The organism is Mesorhizobium sp. WSM4837, assembly GCF_055811435.1.
On record NZ_JBVVQE010000001.1, the window covers coordinates 63,136 to 78,600 of the forward strand.

General features: G+C 62.0%; 12 protein-coding genes. 9 read left to right on the plus strand and 3 right to left on the minus strand.

Translation table 11 applies throughout. The features are described from left to right. The first annotated feature begins 543 nt into the window (after nt 1–543). Nucleotides 544–1,467 carry a glycoside hydrolase family protein gene (locus tag AC0L3D_RS00340; RefSeq protein ID WP_473642624.1) on the plus strand — a complete coding sequence of 308 codons (924 nt, stop codon included), beginning with the start codon at nt 544–546 and terminating at the stop codon, nt 1,465–1,467. A gap of 352 nt (nt 1,468–1,819) precedes the next feature. On the opposite strand, the gene AC0L3D_RS00345 is transcribed toward AC0L3D_RS00340, so the two are convergent. From AC0L3D_RS00345 to tssH, 3 genes are all read right to left on the minus strand, one after another. Further along, on the minus strand, nt 1,820–2,059 hold the full coding sequence (locus AC0L3D_RS00345) for a hypothetical protein (RefSeq protein WP_287244448.1): 240 nt from the start codon (nt 2,057–2,059) through the stop codon (nt 1,820–1,822). Between the two features lie 82 nt (nt 2,060–2,141). Further along, nucleotides 2,142–3,224 (minus strand): sensor histidine kinase, encoded by a 1,083-nt coding sequence (locus AC0L3D_RS00350; protein WP_473642626.1) that lies wholly within the window; start codon nt 3,222–3,224, stop codon nt 2,142–2,144. Nucleotides 3,225–3,460: 236 nt separating this feature from the next. After that, nucleotides 3,461–6,226 carry a type VI secretion system ATPase TssH gene (tssH, locus tag AC0L3D_RS00355; RefSeq protein WP_473642628.1) on the minus strand — a complete coding sequence of 922 codons (2,766 nt, stop codon included), beginning with the start codon at nt 6,224–6,226 and terminating at the stop codon, nt 3,461–3,463. Nucleotides 6,227–6,558: 332 nt separating this feature from the next. Here tssH and tssA point away from each other — a divergent pair, with 332 nt between their 5' ends. From tssA to tagH, 8 genes are read left to right on the plus strand one after another with little or no spacing between them, the layout of a single operon-like run. Further along, on the plus strand, nt 6,559–7,752 hold the full coding sequence (tssA, locus tag AC0L3D_RS00360; RefSeq protein ID WP_473629574.1) for a type VI secretion system protein TssA: 1,194 nt from the start codon (nt 6,559–6,561) through the stop codon (nt 7,750–7,752). A gap of 6 nt (nt 7,753–7,758) precedes the next feature. Next, nucleotides 7,759–8,298, plus strand: a complete 540-nt coding sequence (gene tssB / locus AC0L3D_RS00365; RefSeq protein ID WP_473629573.1) for a type VI secretion system contractile sheath small subunit — start codon at nt 7,759–7,761, stop codon at nt 8,296–8,298. Nucleotides 8,299–8,301: 3 nt separating this feature from the next. Further along, entirely contained in the window at nt 8,302–9,807 is a 1,506-nt protein-coding gene (gene tssC, locus AC0L3D_RS00370; protein ID WP_023801312.1) for a type VI secretion system contractile sheath large subunit, read from the plus strand. Nucleotides 9,808–9,858: 51 nt separating this feature from the next. Further along, on the plus strand, nt 9,859–10,314 hold the full coding sequence (locus AC0L3D_RS00375; RefSeq protein ID WP_023801311.1) for an Hcp family type VI secretion system effector: 456 nt from the start codon (nt 9,859–9,861) through the stop codon (nt 10,312–10,314). Continuing rightward, a complete protein-coding gene (tssE, locus tag AC0L3D_RS00380; protein WP_023801310.1) occupies nt 10,301–11,056 on the plus strand; it encodes a type VI secretion system baseplate subunit TssE in 756 nt (251 codons plus the stop codon). Before AC0L3D_RS00375 ends, tssE begins: the two co-directional genes overlap by 14 nt. A gap of 1 nt (nt 11,057) precedes the next feature. Beyond that, nucleotides 11,058–12,932 carry a type VI secretion system baseplate subunit TssF gene (gene tssF, locus AC0L3D_RS00385; protein WP_473629572.1) on the plus strand — a complete coding sequence of 625 codons (1,875 nt, stop codon included), beginning with the start codon at nt 11,058–11,060 and terminating at the stop codon, nt 12,930–12,932. Continuing rightward, nucleotides 12,896–13,981, plus strand: coding sequence for a type VI secretion system baseplate subunit TssG (gene tssG / locus AC0L3D_RS00390; protein WP_473642630.1), 1,086 nt, complete (start codon nt 12,896–12,898; stop codon nt 13,979–13,981). Before tssF ends, tssG begins: the two co-directional genes overlap by 37 nt. After that, nucleotides 13,978–15,465 carry a type VI secretion system-associated FHA domain protein TagH gene (tagH, locus tag AC0L3D_RS00395; protein ID WP_473642632.1) on the plus strand — a complete coding sequence of 496 codons (1,488 nt, stop codon included), beginning with the start codon at nt 13,978–13,980 and terminating at the stop codon, nt 15,463–15,465. Before tssG ends, tagH begins: the two co-directional genes overlap by 4 nt.

Sequence of the window (15,465 nt, forward strand, 5' to 3'; positions counted from 1 at the left end):
CTTTGAGGCCTGGGTCAGGATGTGTTGTGGCCGTTGGTGTACGAAATTCCATCTAAGGTGGGAAAAGCAAAGTATGATTGACGACGTTACGGGAGTTTTTGGTGATATTTTCTTGCCGCCCGCCATTTCCATATAAGTTATCCCTTGACCATTACATAACTCTCTCTCGAGTTAACATATGTTAATCGAGGCCCTTTCGACATGAAGCCCGCAGGCATACATCTAACTTTCGTTTAAGTAAGTTGTTCCACGGAGTTGAACTTCTTGCCTGTCCGAGCAGTGGCGCGGGCACTTGTGCGATGATCCACCGATAAACGGAGCGGCCAGCCGAAGATGCCCGAACCCATCCTGTCCACTCGAGCGCCTCGTCTGCTGCGCGTGATCTCACCAAATATGGCGCATTGCCACAAAACGGTTGAGAACGTTTGGTCGTTCAACAAGCGTTAATCGGGGGAGCTATAAGTTAACGGTCAGTGAATCGATTCGGCCGAGTGGCGCACGGGCCAGCGACCGCCTTTTACAACGCCGTGAGAGAGCCAAGACATGAAGTTCAACTTCGAAACCGACGTCTTTCCGCTGTTTCACCCGCAGGCCGTGGATGATCTGAAGGATCCTTGTCCGGTGTTCGACGGCACGCTTTGGCACGTCTTCGGCTCTAGCGGCACCGTCACGACCGAGAACTGGAAGATATTGCATGCCACGGCTCCGGACCTTTATGGGCCGTGGACTGAGCATGAGGCGCTCGACTTGGCGGTAACCGGATCGGGCATAGCGGCACCCGGCGTCATTCATGAATGCGGCGTCTTCCATATGTTTATCCAGACCGAATTCATGAAGTCGGGCGGACGTTGCGAACATGCGGTTTCCAATGATGGCTTCAACTGGGTGGTGCTGAATCCGGCGATATTGTCGCTGCCGGACACCGATGAGGACGGTATCTACGATCCCCATCCGGCGGTTATCGGCGGCAGGCGCTACATCGTCTATTCAGGCATGCCTAAATTCACCAGGGTGCCGCAGCCTGACGTCTATCTGGCGCGCAGCCAATCCGATTCCTGGTTCGGGCCATGGAAACGTCTCGGCAAGATATTGGATCATCTCGACGTTCCCCATCACAATGCGCGCGAACATCCGGACTACGAATGGGGGATCGAGGGCGCCCAACTGGTCGAATTGCCTGACGGTCGCGTGCTTCTCAACGCCACCTGCTTTCTTCCGCACGGTCCGCGCGGAAGTCGTCAGCGCGTATTCTTCGCCATCGCCGACGAAGTCCAGGGCCCCTATGTCTCGATCGGCCCCGTGCTCGATCCTGGTGAGCCTGGCGAGAACGGCCATTCGACGGTGATGATCGAGGGCGGGAATCTGATCTTGTTCTACCAGAGCAGACGTGAGGCAACGAACCATCGCTGGCGTTTCGGACTGGCCAGGTGCGACCTGGATCAGCAAGTCGGTTCACGAGTGGCATAACAGGGACGACCGCTCTGTCGCGCTTTGCCATCACGGTCCAGAGGACGAGATGCCCATCACCAACTTCGGGGCGATGGGGGGTTCTCGTCGGCCAGCTCTTGCTCTCGCCGCTCAAGCTCCTTCTGAAGCTTCAAAGCTAGTGCGGCAAGCCTCGGCGAAAAGGTTTCATCGCCGTCCAGTCCTAATCGCTTGCGTAGTCTGCGACGATTGTCTTCCGAACGGACCAGCTCTCGGAAGCCGCGATCGCTCTCTCGAGTTGCCATGACGGTTACCTTTAGCTTTGAACGCAACTCGTCGGCTGCTAAAGCGTTCCATGAGGGGTCGGATTATTTCGCTAGAACCTGCCGAACAACTAAGCAGGATTGAGCGGATACTGCTCGCACTCATCGAAAGCCACGAACAGGCCAAGGGCAGCGGCGACTTCGAGGATAGCCTCGGTCAGATCGTCATTGGATGCGATCAATCCAGGTGCAGCCTGCCGAACCTGGTTCAATGCCGCCTTGACCGAGACGGTGTCGCCATAGCCGGCCCTGTTAAGGACTGCGGCAATCGCCTGATCTAGAACTGGACCGACCCTATGGACGATGCTCATCCACCTTCCCCCCCGGGAATGCGAGAAGGTGATAGTAGCGTGTCTGATGCTGCGATGCAACCGACGCGCGAAATGGGAATTTTCAGCTTGCAGCCGCTGATCGAGTGAAGACGATCGTCACCTTCGTCCCTTTGCTGGCGCTCGAGTCGACCGCGAGCCGCGCCTTGGCGTTCTCGGTCAGCGAGTGCGCGATCAGGGCTCCGAGCTTGCCTGGCTTGGGCCACGTCTCGCCTTCCGGCAGTCCAATTCCGTCGTCAGCCACTATGACCCGGCAGCCGTCGCCATCGACGATGCTGTGCAGCGTTATCGTGCCGCGTTCGCGCCCCTGGAAAGCATGTTTTAGCGAGTTGGTCAGCAATTCGTTGACCACCAGTCCGGCCGGCATGGCGACGTTGATTGACACCGGATATGTGTCCACCCTCATATCGAGGCGAATCCCCTCGACTGCATGCGAGCTCATCACCGCGGACGCGATCTGGCTGAGATAGACGCCAAGATCGACCTCTTCCTTCTGCTCGTCGGCCGTCAGCGTCTGGTAGAGGATCGCCAGGGCGTCGACGCGACCGGCGAGCCGTTCAAACCGTCTCCGGTCGGCCTCAGTCGCATTGCGGCTTTCAAGCCGTATCAGGGCGGTGATCATCTGCAGGTTATTCTTCACCCGGTGCTGCAGTTCGCGCAGCAGCGTGTCTTTCTCGCTGACACGCTCCTCCACCGAGGGCTGATCCGCCGCTTCGCCATGGGCGGATACGTCGACCAGCGCCACCAACCGGAAGCAGATCTTGCCGTTGTCGTCCTCGATGACATTGGAATAAACGTCGACGATCGGCAGCTTGTCCTCGTTGTGCTCCAGCCTGTAGGTGCCGACCAAATCGGTCTCCCGGACCACGGCCTCGGCCAGCGGGCGGTCCTTCTGCTGGTAGAGGCCTGTGCCCGAAAGGGCCGACCAGTTTTCTCGAGTTAGCCTAGCGACCGTCAGGCCTGACAGTTTCTCGAACTCCGGATTGGCGTAGACTACACGCTCCTCAGCGGCCAGGTCTGCAACGGCTATGGCGATCGGCACCTGGTCAAGGAATTTCTTGAACTGTTCGCTTTCCAGTGCGGTTGCGAGTTCAGGTGTGTCAAGCAACTGCTCGACCGCATCGGCCTTGTCTGAAGTGGATGTCATTTGCGCGCCTGTTCTGGGCGTACAATATCAATAATGCAGTGCGCCCGCCATCGCCAAAGCTGGAGCTGCATCGCGCCGTGTCAGGCATCTGACCATAAGACGTGCCTCGCGCAACGGCCCTGGGTAAAACGACATCTTCCGATCGGCCGGCTCCGGCATGCTGACGGCGGGACGCGAAACCCACCCCGCAGCCGGTCCAGCCCGCCGAGTGAATCGGGGTCCCACGTTCTGCTCAGCTATTCGAAGGAATAGGTGAAACCTCCTTCGGAGGCTCCGACCGTCACCTTCGTCATTTTTTCGCCCTCGAGCGACCGGTTCAGCACGCCACGGCTCAATTCCGGCAGAAGCGTGTTTGTCAAAATGGCGTCGATCATTCGGCCGCCGGATTCGATCTCCGTGCAGCGGGCTTTGACCAGATCCATGACACCGTCACCGATCACCAACTCGGCATCGTTGCTCGAGCGCAGCCGGCGGGCGATCTTGGCGAACTGATGGCGGGTGATCGCTTCGATCATCATGTCCGAGAGCGGGTAGTAAGGGATGGTCACCACCCGGCCCAAGAAGGCCGGTGGAAAAACCTTCAGCAGCGGGGCGCGCAATGCTGTGTCGAGATCGTCGAGCCCCGCCCGCACCGTGCCGCTGCTGGTCCGGTCCATGATGACTTCGGAGCCAACGTTCGAGGTGAGCAGGATCAGCGTGTTCTTGAAATCGATCCGGCGGCCTTCACTGTCGTCCATCATTCCCTTGTCGAAGACCTGGAAGAAGATTTCGTGCACGTCCGGATGCGCCTTCTCGACCTCGTCAAGCAGGATCACCGAATAGGGCTTGCGCCGGACCGCCTCGGTGAGGATGCCGCCCTTGCCATAGCCGACATATCCGGGTGGCGCGCCCTTCAAGGTTGAGACGGTGTGCGCCTCCTGGAACTCGGACATGTTGATCGAAATGAGGTTCTGCTCGCCGCCATAGAGCGTCTCGGCCAGGGCCAGCGCGGTTTCGGTCTTGCCGACGCCCGAGGGACCGCAGAGCAGAAACACCCCCACCGGCTTTTCGGGCGCGCCGAGCCCGGCGCGGCTGGTCTGCACGCGCTTGGCAATCATTTCCATGGCGTGATCCTGACCGACCACGCGCTCGGACAGCGTGACGGCGAGCCGCAGCGCCTTTTCGGTCTGGCTCGACAGCATCCGGCCAGTCGGGATGCCGGTCCAGTCCTGCACCACCGCCGCCACAGCGTTGCGGTCGACCGACGGCAGGATCAGCGGCGTCTCGCCCTGCGCTTCTGCGAGTTCGGCCATCAACTCGCGCAGCCGCGCGAGATCGGCAGCCGGGTCGGGTGGAGAAGGACCGGCAGCGGCCGTTGCTTCCGCATCGGGTTCGGGCGCATCGGGTTCGGGCGCTTTGATCTCAGATACATCGGCGCCTGCGGTTTCGGCCACCGCCCCCGAAGGCTCCACGGCGTCGAGCGGCACACCCTCGCCGCGCAGCCTGGCGCGCAGTTCGAGTATCTCGCCAACCAGCGCCTTTTCCCGATCCCAGCGTTGCTGCGCGGCAGCAAGCGTGAGTTCGGTCTCGGCAAGCCCGGTTTCGACCCGAGCCTGCCGGTCGGCCACGTCGATGCCAATCGCTGCCTCGCGGCCGATGATGGCGCGCTCGACCTCCAGCGCCTGGCGGCGGCGCATGATGTCCTCGACCTCGGCCGGGGTGGCATGCTGCGAAATGGCGACACGGGCGCAGGCGGTGTCGAGAAGGCTCACGGCCTTGTCGGGCAGTTGCCGTGCCGGGATGTAGCGGTGGGACAGGCTGACCGCCGCCTCGATCGCCTCATCGAGTATCTGCACCTTGTGATGCTGCTCGAGGACACCGGCGACACCACGCAGCATGAGAACGGCGACCGCTTCCGACGGCTCATCTATCTTGACGACCTGGAAGCGACGGGTAAGCGCCGGGTCCTTCTCGATGTGCTGCTTGTATTCGGCCCAGGTCGTCGCCGCGATCGTGCGAAGCTCGCCGCGCGCCAGCGCCGGCTTCAGCAGATTGGCCGCATCACCGGTTCCTGCCGCGCCGCCGGCGCCGATCAAGGTGTGCGCTTCATCGATGAAGAGGATGACCGGCGTTTCCGAGGATTGCACCTCGTCAATGACCGCCTTCAGCCGTTTTTCGAATTCGCCCTTTACGCTGGCGCCCGCCTGCATCAGGCCGACATCGAGCATGCGCACGCTGACGCCCTGCAGCGTCGGCGGCACGTCGCCCTCGGCAATGCGCAAGGCAAAGCCCTCGACGACCGCGGTTTTGCCGACCCCCGCCTCGCCGGTCAGGATCGGGTTGTTTTGCCGGCGCCGCATCAGGATATCGACGATCTGCCTGATCTCGGGATCGCGGCCGACGACCGGATCGATCTTGCCGTCGCGGGCGCGCTGGGTCAGGTCGGTGGCATATTTGGCCAGCGCCGAATCCGCGCCCGGAGCCCGCCGCGGTGTTTCGGCGGCGGCAACCGCAGTCGAGGCGCCGGCTTCGAGCGAACCCTCCATGACGTCCGCGAACCGCGCAATAACGGCCTGCGCATCGATCTTGTCGAATTCGCCGCTGATCTTCGACAGCAGGCCTTCCAGCACCGGCGTCTTCAGGCAGGCGAGCAGAATATGCGCACTGCGCACTTCCTCGACGCTGAATTCCAGTCCCGCCAGGCCCCAGGCCTCCTGGATGGCGTGAAAGATATGATCGGAAAATTCCTCGATCGAAGTGGCGCCGTAAGGCAGCTTGTCGACGGCGCGGGTCATATCGGCCGTGAGCCGGCTCGCATCCACCCCGGCGTCTGCCAGTATCAGCTGCACATCCGATCGCTCTGAAAGCACCAGCTGCTCGATGAAGTGAACGAGCTCGACATAAGGATTGCCGCGCAGCTTGGCGGTGTCGGCCGCAGCCTTGAAGGCGCGCAAACAGATGGGGTTGAGCTTGCCGACCAGTTCCTTGCGTTTAAAGCTCTGCGACGACCGGCGCTGTTCCATCGAACTTGCCCCTCCAATCTGCCAGCCAACAAACTGCCACATAAGCAGCGACTTGACAAAGAGCGTTTATGAGCGGGGCGTCCGAGTGTGCGATTCAGTCGATTTCTTCCGTCCCGGCAGACGCCGGCGCCATCGGCTGCAACGCCATCGAACGCCCCGCCTGTTGGCGATGCGTTCACGACAGGGTTCGACAAATCCGCCAGCACTTTTGAGCCCAGCGCGCCGGTTGCAGGCTCGTATTAAGATTGAGCATCAACTAAATTGTGGTAAAGTGTCGCAGTGTGGTAACGTTGGGTCAGGCACGGCCCACGAGCCGCGCGCTGGGGGATGGTGTGCTTGATCTCGCACTCTGGCTGAATCCGCTGGACGGTGAAAATCCGTCAGGGGAGGATTTGCGCAACGATCCAGCCTTTCATGAGCTGGAGCGTCTCACCGAGCCGCAGGTCAAGGTCGTCCATGGCGGCCACAACCAGCCCTCGTCGCAAAGCACCATTCCGGTCGACTGGCCTGCCGTCCTCGACAAGGCGGAGGAATTGCGTGCGCATGGCCGGGATCTGCGCCTGCTCGTCATTGTCACGCGCGCGCTGGCCAATGAGCAGCGGCTCGCCGGGCTCGCGCATGGCCTGACCCTTGTTGCGCGGAGCTTCGATCAGCATTGGGAGACCATGCACCCGGCCCTGCGGCCCAGTGCTTCACCACGCGACGCCGCCTTGCGTCGCATCAACGCCCTGCTCGACCTCCAGAATGGCCAGGACGGGCTGCTGGCCGACTTGCGGCGAATGATTTTCTTCGCGCCGCGCCCTATGGGACCGATCAGCGGACGCGATCTGGAACAAGCCGCACTCGACGAGCGGGTCATGCTTCTGGAAGCGGCTTCGGGATTGAATGCGGCGGAAAAGGCAACGCTGGCCAGCGCGCACGGTCAACTGCTGAACCGGGTTCATAGCGGGTGCAAGGCGCAGGCCGATCAAGCCAATGCGGAGATGATGTCGCTCATTGCCGATGCTCATGCGGCGATCACGGCTCTTGATGCGGTCGAGACGGCTCTCAACGGCCGTCTGCAGGGCGGTGGCGCCGCTGTTCCGGAATTGAAACGGTTTCTGCAGCGTTTGCTGTCGACCCTCGAACGGAATTCGGCAATCGAAACGGCGACGAACGGCGCGGCCGAGCCAGCCCCCACGACTGCAGATCCGGAAATGCCTGCTCGAAACGGTCAAATGCCTGCAAAGGGCCATGGAGCCGATACTATGGCAAGTGTGGCGAGTTACGCGGAACCGAGCACGGGGCTGCCGGAACGGATTTCCTCGCGCGACGACGTCGTGAAATGCCTCGACCTCGTCATCGCCTTTTATGACCGCACCGAACCGTCAAGCCCGATCCCGCACCTGGCCCGCCGGGTGCGCCGGATGGTGCATATGGATTTCGTTGAACTGATGGAAGATCTCGCCCCGTCGGGGCTGAAGGAATTCCGGCTGCTTGCCGGCGTTCCCGATGCCAAGAAGACGGCCCAGAAGGATGAAAGGTAACGAGCCATGGCAGCTGAAAGCAAAGCGAAAGTCATCGAACGGAACCGCGCTCCGCGCGTGCAGATCGCCTATGACGTGGAAACCTATGGCAGCCCGACGACGATCGAATTGCCGTTCGTCATGGGCGTGATGGCCGACCTCTCCGGCGCTTCACAGACCAGGGAAGCGATGAAGTCGGTACTGGACCGCTCCTTTGTCGAGACTGACGCCAACCGCTTCCCCCGTTTCATGGAGGCGCTCGGGCCGCGCGTCAAAGCCCGTGTGAAGAATACGCTGCCCCAGGCTGAGGGCGCCGAGCGTGACGAAGAGCTAGCACTCGATCTTACCTTCACCAAAATGGGCGATTTCGCCCCGGACAAGATCGCCGAACAAGTCCCGCAATTGGCCGAGATCCTCAAGATGCGTCGTCAGCTCGAGGAGCTGCTCGGTTTCATGGACGGCCGTGTCGACGCCGAAAAGCGCATCGCGCAACTTCTGAACAACGAGCCGCTTCTCGGCAAGATCGCCAACCAGGCATTATCCGACGACGACAAGTTTCAGGAGTAAATCATGGCCGAACAACAAAAAACCGCAGCCGTCGCCGCTGAGGCGGAAGCCATAGACCTCGGAGAATTCAGCGGGCTCCTCGAGAAGGATTTCAAGGTCAAGAAGGACGACAGCGAGAAGCTGCAGCAGCTCGTCCGTAATCTCGCGCTGGCGGCGCAGTCCCGCTCCGATACCACGACCATCTCGTCCAACGCGATCAAATCGATCAAGTCGCTGATAGCAGGCATCGACAAGATGCTGACTACCCAGGTGAACGAGATTCTGCATGCGCCGGAAGTGCGCGAAATGGAAGGCACATGGCGCGGCCTATGGTATCTCGTCAACAACACCGAGACGGATCAGAAGCTGAAGATCCGGGTGATGAACATTTCCAAGGTTCAGCTTGCCGACACGCTTGAAGATTACGAAGGCCAGATGTGGGATCAAAGCCCGATCTTCAAGAAGGTCTATACGGACGAGTATTCGATGCTGGGTGGCGAGCCGATCGGCTGCCTGATCGGCGCCTACGAATTCTCGAACCATCCGCGTGACGTCGGCCTGTTGCGCAACATCTCGGGCATCTGTGCCTCCGCGCATACGCCGTTCATCGCAGCCGCCGACCCGCGGCTGTTCCGCATGGACAGCTGGCAGGAACTGCCGAACCCGCAGGACCTGCAGATGATCGTCTCCAACCCGGCCTATGCCTCGTGGCAATCGCTGCGCGAGAGCGAGGACGCGCGCTACATCGGCCTGACCATGCCACGTGTTCTGGCGCGACTGCCGTATGGCTCGGAAACCGTTCCGGTGAAGGGCTTCACTTTCGAGGAAGAAGTGCAGGGCGACCACAACAAATATGTCTGGATGAACGCCGCCTTTCCGATGGGCGTCAACATAAACCGCAGTCACAAGCTCTATGGCTGGGGCACGCAGATCCGCGGAGTCGAGAACGGCGGCACAGTGATCAACCTGCCGGTGCACTCCTTCCCCACGGACGACGGATCGATCGCGATGAAATGCCCGACGGAAGTTGCCATCGACGACCGGCGCGAGGCGGAACTGGCCAAGCTCGGCCTGATGCCCATTCTGCACCGCAAGAACACCGATCTCGCAGCCTTTATCGGTGCGCATTCGCTGCAGGACGACGAGACGCGCGCCGGGCGGCTGGTCGATCCCGACGCCCAGTCAAATGAACGGCTGAGCGCCAACCTGCCCTATCTTTTCCCGGTTTCGCGCTTTGCGCACTACCTCAAGGCCATTGCGCGCGACAAGATAGGGTCGTTCAAGGAGCGCTCCGACATGCAGATCTGGTTGACCGAGTGGATCAACCGCTACGTGCTGGCCAACCCGGCCTTTGCCGACGACAAGGCGCGCGCCAAGCGCCCGCTTGCCGCCGCTGAAGTCCAGGTGGACAGCGTCGAGGGGCGGCCGGGCTACTACAACGCCCGCTTCTATCTGCGCCCGCATTACCAGTTGGAGGGCATCAACGCCTCGCTTCGACTGGTGTCAGAACTACCGTCCGTAAAGGCTTGATTTTGCAGCAACATCCACCTTGTTTTGTTTTGAAAGCGCTGGAGGAAGACAATGCCCGTGAAAATTGATGGTTTTCTAAAAGTTCCGGATATCAAAGGGCCAAGCGTTCGCGACGGTCATGAGGACGAAATCGAAGTCCACGGGGTCGATTACAAGATAATCGCGCCATACGATCCGAATTCGCTCTCACGCCGCGGTCGCGTGTCGCTGGGGATGATCAAGTTCACCAAGCATTATGACAAGTCATCGCCCTATCTGAAAAAGGCGCTGTTCGACAACAAGGCGCTGGACGAAGTTGTGTTCTCCGCCCGCCGGACCATCGATGGCGAGACCAGCGATTATCTGGTCGTCACCCTGACCGACGCTTCGATCATGGAATACGACATGTCGCAGGCCGAGGACGAGGAAGACCTGATCGAGGAGGAGGTCAGCTTCGCCTACAAGAAGATCAAGTTCGTCTATGACAAGGATGACGAAATCGAAATGGATGTCTATGTCGGCAAGTGAGGCGCGGCGGCCGGGCGCCGACAAGCTGCAGGTTACCGGCAGTTCGCGGGCGAAACGCGAGGCGGTCCAGCCCTCTCTTTGGGACCGCCTCGTCAACGATCTGCCGGGCGTCACCTCCGAGATCGACGGGCTGCGCCAGACCTTGCAGGACGAGTTGGGCGCGGACCGGCTGGACACGCTGCTGGCGGGCAGCGCGCGGCTGATCGACGCCGACGCGGAGCTGACTCCCGATCAGAAGCGGCGTCTGCACCGCCTGGCCTTTCAGACCCAACACCGCGCCGAGATCGAAAGCCGTGGCGTGGTTGTATCGGCCCGCGTCCTCAGGGAGGCGGTGCGGCGCGACATCGAGGCCTTGTTCAACACCGAGCGTTTTGAAGCTGTTCCGCTTCTTTCCGATTTCGAAAGCGAACAGGCCGCAGACAATCCGCCGTCGCTGGCCGATTTTCCGGAGGTGCGCCGAAGTGTGGTCAACTACGGCGTGCCGTCGTTTTCGGGCCGTTCGTCCCGCGACTTTGATCGCGAGACCCTGGCGCGCGAGATCCGCTCGGTCCTTGCCACCTTCGAGCCCCGTCTCAAGGAAAGCGCAACCAAGGTAACGGTGACCCTCGGTGACAAAAGTGTCGGCCTGAAGATCGAGATAGACGCCGTTCTGATCATGACGCCGACGCCGGAACGCATGCGCCTGCGCACCACGATCAATCTCGATAACGGCCTGGCGCGGACCGAATTCAGGGACAGCTGAGATGGATCGGGTCTTCGTAGAATATTACGAGGAGGAACTGACCCATATCCGCGGACTCGCGGCGGAATTTGCCGACATGCATCCGGCGGTGGCGCGCAATCTTTCTCTCGATACCGTCCCGTGCCCGGATCCGTATGTCGAGCGGCTGCTTGACGGCGTCGCTTTCCTCGCTGCACGCACCCGGTTGAAAGTCGACGCCGAGCGTTCGCGGTTTTCACGCAGCGTGCTGGATGTGCTGTATCCCGATCTGGTTACCCCGGCCCCGGCTATGGCAATGGCAGTGCTGAAACCCGGCCAGCAGGTCCAGTCGATGATTGCCGGCCATGTCATCAAGCGGAACACGCGGCTGGTGTCCAGTCTGCAACCCGGCCTGTCGACGCGCTGCACATTCACAACCGCGCAGGAAATCACGCTGTGGCCGATAACCATCAATTCGGTCAGCTATTTCCAGGATCGCAGCGGGTTGGCGGCGGCCGGCATAACACCGATCGGCGGCGCAGGCGGCGAAGCGGCGCTGCGCATCACGCTGGGTCGGACCGGAAAAGGCAAGCTCGGCGAACTGGCGCTCGACCGGCTTGATTTCTATTTTGCCGGGCGCACCAAAGCGCCATTGCTGTTCGACGCGATTTTCGGCGCCTGCTCGGCGGTTGGCGCCCGCGCCGAGGGCAAGGCCAATCCGCTGTCGCGGTTGCCGGAACCCGAAATGGTCGGCATCAGCGACGACGAGGCGTTGATGCCTCGTACCCGGCCGACATTCGAAGGCTACCGCCTGCTGCGTGAATATTTCATGATGCCCGAGCGCTTTCACTACGTGCGGGTTTCAGGACTGCAACCGGTCGTGCGCCGATGCGAGGCCGGGGTCGAGATCATCTTCATGTTCCGGCGTCCGGTACCCGAGCTTGCCGATGTGACGCCGGCGGATTTCGAACTTTTCGCGACACCGATCATCAACCTGTTCGAGCGTGACTGCAACGTCATCGAGCTCGATCCGCGCAGAACGCGGCAGGTGCTGCATGCCGACCGCACGCGGGCGCGCGACTTCGAAATCTATCGGGTGACCCATATCGAGGACGCCGATGCCGAGGGTCCTGATGCCGAAATTCCAGAACTCTTCAGCCTGGGGCAAAACCGCAGCAATGGCTGGGTCTATTCCACCGAACGGCGCCCTCGCCGGGCCACCGAAGATGAACGGCGCGACGGACTGACCCGCACTTCCTACACCGGAGACGACGTTTTCCTTTCGGTTTCCCGGCCGGCCGGAAGCCCGGCGAACCGGCCGCTGAAGCGGCTCGACATCATGGCGCTTTGCACCAACCGTGATCTGCCGATCCTCGACGACAACCCTACCCTGACGCTGGAGACAGGCGATCCGGTCGAAACGGTCCGGCTTATCGGTGCTTTGCGCCCGCCCCAGCCGGCGATCCCGGCCGCGCTGCCCGCCGGCGCCGAAGGCGAATCTCGAGCCGACAATCTCGCATGGCGGCTCGTGGCGCAGTTGGCCCTCAACTTTCTCAGCCTCGCCAAGGAAGGCCGCGGTGTCGATCCGCTGCATGCGCTGCTCGATCTTTATGCCGACCGGGGAGATCCGAGCCTGGCTCGCAACGTGCACTCGATCGTTCGCATCGACTCGCGATCCGTCATCGAACGGCTGCAGATCGATGGGCCGATGTGCTTCGGACGGGGCACGGAAGTGACATTGCATGTGGACCAGTCGGTCCTGGCCGGGCAAAGCACATTGCTGCTTTCAGCCTTGCTTGCCCGGCTGTTTGCCCGTCACGCCGGGATAAACGGCTTTGTGCGGACCCGCACGCGGTTGCTGCAGAAGCAGGAGGATGTGCCATGGCCGATGACGCCCGGCAATCGCTACCTGATCTAGGCAAGCTCGACCCGGTCCGGGCCGAAGAACTGGACGATACGTTCGACTTCTTCGAACTGTTGCGCCGGCTCGAACAACGGGGCGGGCTGTTCGGTTATTCCGGCCGCGCAGATCGCGAGCCGGCAAGGCTCGGGCAGCATGTGCGTCTTAGCTTTTCCGCCAAGGACGTGGTCGAATTCCGCGAAGCGAAGGACAAGACGCCGGGGAACGACGGGGTGCCGGCCCGGGTCACGGTTGCCAATCTCGGGCTGATGGGACCGGAAGGCCCGATGCCGCTTCATTTGACACGTTGGGTGCTCGATCGTCTGTCGCAGCGCTGGTTCACCGGCGCTGACGCACGGCAGACCAGCGACACGACGTTCGTGGACTTCGTCAATATTCTCCAGCACCGCATGATCGCCCTGTACTATCGAGCCTGGGCCGACGCGCATCCGGCGGTACAGGTCGAACGCGCGGTCGGCGGCCGGGTAAGGGCCATGCTTGAAGCCATGGCGGGAACCGGACTTCCCGGCACCCAAAATCCCGATCTCGACGCCGTGAAGCTTCGCCAGGCCGCGTCGCTCGCCAGCCAGGTCGACGGTCCGGAGCGGCTGACGCTGTTCCTGGCGGAAGCGTTCAAGGTGCCGGTCGCGATCAAGGAGTTCGTTGCCACCTGGATGACCATACCGGCGACACTCCAGACCCGACTTACCCAGGCTTACGCAGTGCTGGGTCGCGGGGCGACGATCGGCCCGCGCGTTTTCAGCCGCCAAAGCAGGATCGAACTCCGCGTCGGCCCGCTCGGGTATGAGGAATTCAAGGCGTTCCTGCCGGGCGGTCAACGTCTGAAGATGTTCAAGCAGGCGGTTCGCGACATGGTCGGGGAATCGCTCGACGTCGATCTGCGGATCGTGCTGGCGCGTGAAGCGGTGCCGCCGCCCCGTATCGGAGCGGTACAGCTCGGCCGAACCACCTGGCTTGCGCGGCCCGAGGAAAGGGGCGATGCTGACGATATGCGGCTGCGGACGATCGTCGGATGGCGGCCGGAAATGGCGGAGGTCGCGGCATGAGTCTGCTGCTGACGCTGGAGCACGGACCACGCACCCAGGCGGTACGGCAGACCCGGCTGGACGAGGGTGAACTGGTGATCGGCCGTAGCGCGGAGGCGGACTGGCAGATCGACGATCCCGACATGTTCGTTTCACGCGCCCATTGCAGGATCACCGGCGGGCCGGATGGATATTTCGTCACCGACACATCAAGCAGCGGCTTGTTCATAAACGATTCCGACAGCCCGCTCGGCACCGGCACCTCGGCCCGCCTTCAGAACGGCATGCGGCTGAGGCTGGGCGACTACATCGTATGCGTCGATCTGCAGACGCCGGTCGCTCACGCACCAGCGGCCAGCCAAACGTTCGCCGAACGGTCACCGCCGGCATCGCGAGCGCCGGTAAGCATCGGCCGCGATGACTTCTTTTCGGCCACGGTCGAAGAAGAGCCGCGCCGACCGCGTCCCGCCGATCTGCCGAACCCGTTCGAGCAACCCGTTCCAGGAGCGTTCGAGCGCGCCAACCAGCGCAGTTCGCCTGCCTTCGACGACCCGTTCAGCCTCGACCCGATATCGACGCCGGCGCCGAATGGCGCTGGCTATTCCGAACCGCGTCGTGCGCCGGACGCCGCAGACCCATTCAGCTTCGATCCGGTGCCTTCCGGTGCAAGCGAGCCCGTTCCAGGCCAGCCCGTTTCAAGCCAGTCTGTTTCAAGAAAGTCCTCCGAATTCGATGACGGTTTCGGTTTCGGGCCGGCCGCGTCGCCCGATTTGAGAAACGGCGCCGGCCCGGGCGGTCAACGCAAACACGTCGCCCCAGAGCCGCAGCCGGCCAATCCCTGGGATTTGCCTGGCCCCGCGGCAGCTATCCCTGCTCAGCCACGTGCTGGCGGTGCCCCCAAACCCGCCCCCTCCCCGGCAGCGGCGCAACCGGCGAACACCGCCTTTCGCACCGCGTTCCTGCGAGGCATGGGTGTTGAGGAAGCCGATTTTCCCGGACGCGACAGCATCGCGGAAATGGAGAAGTTCGGTCGCGAGTATCGGCTGATGATGGAAGGCCTGATGCAGCTGCTGCGCAAGCGGGCCGAGGAAAAAGGCAACGCGCGCGTCGCCCAGACGGTGGTCGGGGCCTCTGAAGTCAATCCGCTCAAGTTTCTGCCGACGGTCGACGACGCCATCGTGACCCTCATCGCCGACCGCAGCCCCGGATTTCTGGCCGGTGAAGCGGCAATCGCCGACGCGGTCCGCGATCTCGCGCAACATCATGTGCGCGCCTGGCGAGGCGTGCAGTCCGCCTTGCGGCGAATGATTGACCGTTTTGACCCGGCAGCGATCGAGGAAGAGCTCAAATCGAGTTCCGCGATCGGCACCGTGCTTTCGGGCGGACGCCGCGCCAGGCTGTGGGAGCTTTACCAGAAACGCCATCGTGACATCGCCCAGAGTGCGGAATCGAGCTTTTTGGGCGAAATCGGCGCTGATTTTCGGGATGCATATGAGGAGGAGTGA

What these genes read in the sequence shown, in the direction of transcription:
- AC0L3D_RS00350 (WP_473642626.1), bottom strand. Translation starts at nt 3,224, where the DNA reads ATGACATCCACTTCAGACAAGGCCGATGCGGTCGAGCAGTTGCTTGAC.
- AC0L3D_RS00345 (WP_287244448.1), bottom strand. Translation starts at nt 2,059, where the DNA reads ATGAGCATCGTCCATAGGGTCGGTCCAGTTCTAGATCAGGCGATTGCC.
- tssF (WP_473629572.1), top strand. Translation starts at nt 11,058, where the DNA reads ATGGATCGGGTCTTCGTAGAATATTACGAGGAGGAACTGACCCATATC.
- tssB (WP_473629573.1), top strand. Translation starts at nt 7,759, where the DNA reads ATGGCAGCTGAAAGCAAAGCGAAAGTCATCGAACGGAACCGCGCTCCG.
- tssE (WP_023801310.1), top strand. Translation starts at nt 10,301, where the DNA reads ATGTCGGCAAGTGAGGCGCGGCGGCCGGGCGCCGACAAGCTGCAGGTT.
- tssC (WP_023801312.1), top strand. Translation starts at nt 8,302, where the DNA reads ATGGCCGAACAACAAAAAACCGCAGCCGTCGCCGCTGAGGCGGAAGCC.
- AC0L3D_RS00340 (WP_473642624.1), top strand. Translation starts at nt 544, where the DNA reads ATGAAGTTCAACTTCGAAACCGACGTCTTTCCGCTGTTTCACCCGCAG.
- AC0L3D_RS00375 (WP_023801311.1), top strand. Translation starts at nt 9,859, where the DNA reads ATGCCCGTGAAAATTGATGGTTTTCTAAAAGTTCCGGATATCAAAGGG.
- tssH (WP_473642628.1), bottom strand. Translation starts at nt 6,226, where the DNA reads ATGGAACAGCGCCGGTCGTCGCAGAGCTTTAAACGCAAGGAACTGGTC.
- tssG (WP_473642630.1), top strand. Translation starts at nt 12,896, where the DNA reads ATGGCCGATGACGCCCGGCAATCGCTACCTGATCTAGGCAAGCTCGAC.
- tagH (WP_473642632.1), top strand. Translation starts at nt 13,978, where the DNA reads ATGAGTCTGCTGCTGACGCTGGAGCACGGACCACGCACCCAGGCGGTA.